The following is a 2,130-nucleotide window of genomic DNA, read 5'->3' as shown; positions in this document are numbered from 1 at the left end:
TCTTCCAGCGCCGCGGCACAGTAGATCCCTTGCGCCAGCGCCACGCCCAATCCCGAAATGGCAAGGTCGAGTGCTGCGCGCGATGAGTTGGCCGAGAGGCCGCGCTGCGCTGCCCGGCCGGGCTCGATGCCGGCGGCCTCGAACCAGCTGTGCCAGGACGGAAAGGACGCACCAGTCGGTCCCCAGCCGGTATGGATGAGCGGCAGGCTGGCGAGGCCTTCGGGTTTGACCGTGTCCGCCAGCCCGGGCACACACACGGGATAGACTGCGTCCTGGACGATATCCTCGGTCGGGTGCTCGCGATAATGCGGGCCATAACTGAGCCTGATGTCGATCAACTCACGGTCGAACGGCACCGGGTCGTCGTCGCCTCTGAGCGATATGTCGACTGCGCCATGGCCTGCGACAAAACCGGCGAGACGCTGAGAAAGCCAACCCATGGCCATGGATGGCGGTACCGATACGACCAGGCGCGGGCGGAATGCATCGCCACCCAGTTCGCGCGAGACGCTGCCGATCTCCTGGAAGGCCATGGTCAGCCTGGGCAGCATCTCGACGCCGGCCTCGGTGAGGACGACGCGCCGGTTGACGCGGTGGAACAGCTTGCGGCCCATCTGCTCCTCGGCGGCCCGGATGAGCTGGCTGACGGCGGCGGCCGACACCGAAAGCTCTTCCGCCGCCGCGGCAAAGCTGCCTGCACGCGCCGCGGCCTCGAAGGCCTGAAGTCCTTTGAGAGATGGAAGTGTGACCATGATCACCGGATAGATAAGCTCAGCTTATCAAAATTGCAGAAATCGTCGTTTTTGGAAAGTTTTTTCATTGGCTACAGTAGGTTTCATCAATCCCAGCCAGGATCGAAACCCGTGGATCATCGCGACGTAATTTCATCGTTGACGCAGGAAGAGCGCAACCGCCTGACCGCCAAGTCGGATGTCGCGGGCCTCGCTCAGCTTGCGGCTCATTGGGGCGCGATCGTGATTATCGGATCACTGATCGCCGCCAAGGTGCCGTTCTGGCCGCTGCTGATGCTGCCGCAAGGTATCCTCATCGTGTTCCTGTTCACGCTGCTGCACGAGACGGTTCATCGTACGGCTTTCGAAACGCAATGGCTGAACGATGCCGTGGCACGGGTGTGCAGCCTGGCGATCGCGCTGCCGGCGGACTGGTTTCGCTACTTCCACTTCGCCCATCATCGATACACGCAAGACCCAGAGAACGACCCTGAACTGGCCTTCCCCAAACCGGAGACATGGCGGCAATATCTCGTCCATGTCTCTGGTATCCCGTTGTGGTGGGGGCACCTCAAGACGCTTTATGCCAATGCGATGGACCGCGGCGGGGAAAGCTACGTTCCGCCCAAAGGCCACGACAAGGTGCGCATCGAGGCGCGCGCCATGATTGCCTTTTATGCCGTGGTCATTCTGCTGGCCGTCTATTTCCGGCTCACTGTGCTTCTCTATGTCTGGATCCTGCCGGCCTTGCTCGGCCAGCCGTTTCTGCGGCTCTACTTGCTGGCCGAGCACGGCCGTTGTCCGTTTGTCGCCAACATGCTGGAGAACACCAGGACCACGCTGACCAACTGGCTGGTCCGCAAGCTAGCGTGGAACATGCCGTTCCATGCCGAGCATCACGCCTATCCCGGCGTGCCGTTTCATCAACTGCCGCAGTTTCATGCGCTGATCGAGCGGCATTTGAAGGTGGTCGAGCCGGGCTATGTCAGCTTCCACGAAAAGTACATCGAGACGCTGCATTGATGGTGGCCGACCTCAGCCGGTCTGGCTGTGCAACGCTCGGGATTTCAACAGACGCTGAATATCGGCCGCATTTGACGGCACGCCGATCAGGTAGCCCTGCGCCTCGGTACAGCCATTGCCGCGCAGGATGTCGAGCTGCGCCTCGGTCTCGACACCCTCGGCGGTGACAGTGATGCCGAGTTCGGCACCCAGCCCGATGACGGTGCGAACGATCGCCGCGGTGTCGCGATTGCCCAAGTCGTGGATGAACGAACGGTCGATCTTGATCTTGTCGACGGGAAAACGCCTGAGATAACCGAGCGAGGAATAGCCGGTGCCGAAATCGTCCAGTGCGATGCGAATGCCGAGCCCGCGCAACTGTCGCAGTGTCCTCAGC

The 2,130-nt window shown here is 61.7% G+C and carries 3 protein-coding genes; 1 reads left to right on the top strand and 2 read right to left on the bottom strand.

Annotation, left to right across the window (positions count from 1 at the left end):
• Nucleotides 1–752, bottom strand: a 752-nt coding sequence (locus EN935_RS32665) for a LysR family transcriptional regulator (RefSeq protein ID WP_127374055.1), incomplete at its 3' end; no start/stop codon positions are given.
• 111 nt (nucleotides 753–863) lie between these two features.
• Between EN935_RS32665 and EN935_RS32660 the strand changes: the two genes are divergently transcribed.
• Nucleotides 864–1,754 carry a fatty acid desaturase family protein gene (locus EN935_RS32660; RefSeq protein ID WP_109662717.1) on the top strand — a complete coding sequence of 297 codons (891 nt, stop codon included), beginning with the start codon at nucleotides 864–866 and terminating at the stop codon, nucleotides 1,752–1,754.
• A 12-nt stretch (nucleotides 1,755–1,766) separates the two neighbouring features.
• Here EN935_RS32660 and EN935_RS32655 read toward each other — a convergent pair.
• A partial coding sequence (locus EN935_RS32655; RefSeq protein ID WP_164771555.1) for an EAL domain-containing protein occupies nucleotides 1,767–2,130 on the bottom strand: 364 nt, incomplete at its 5' end.

It is taken from the genome of Mesorhizobium sp. M7D.F.Ca.US.004.03.1.1, assembly GCF_003998635.1.
Classification (GTDB): domain Bacteria; phylum Pseudomonadota; class Alphaproteobacteria; order Rhizobiales; family Rhizobiaceae; genus Mesorhizobium; species Mesorhizobium loti.
The sequence above is the reverse complement of the archived record's forward strand: the minus strand, read 5'-3'. Positions and strand labels throughout refer to the sequence as shown.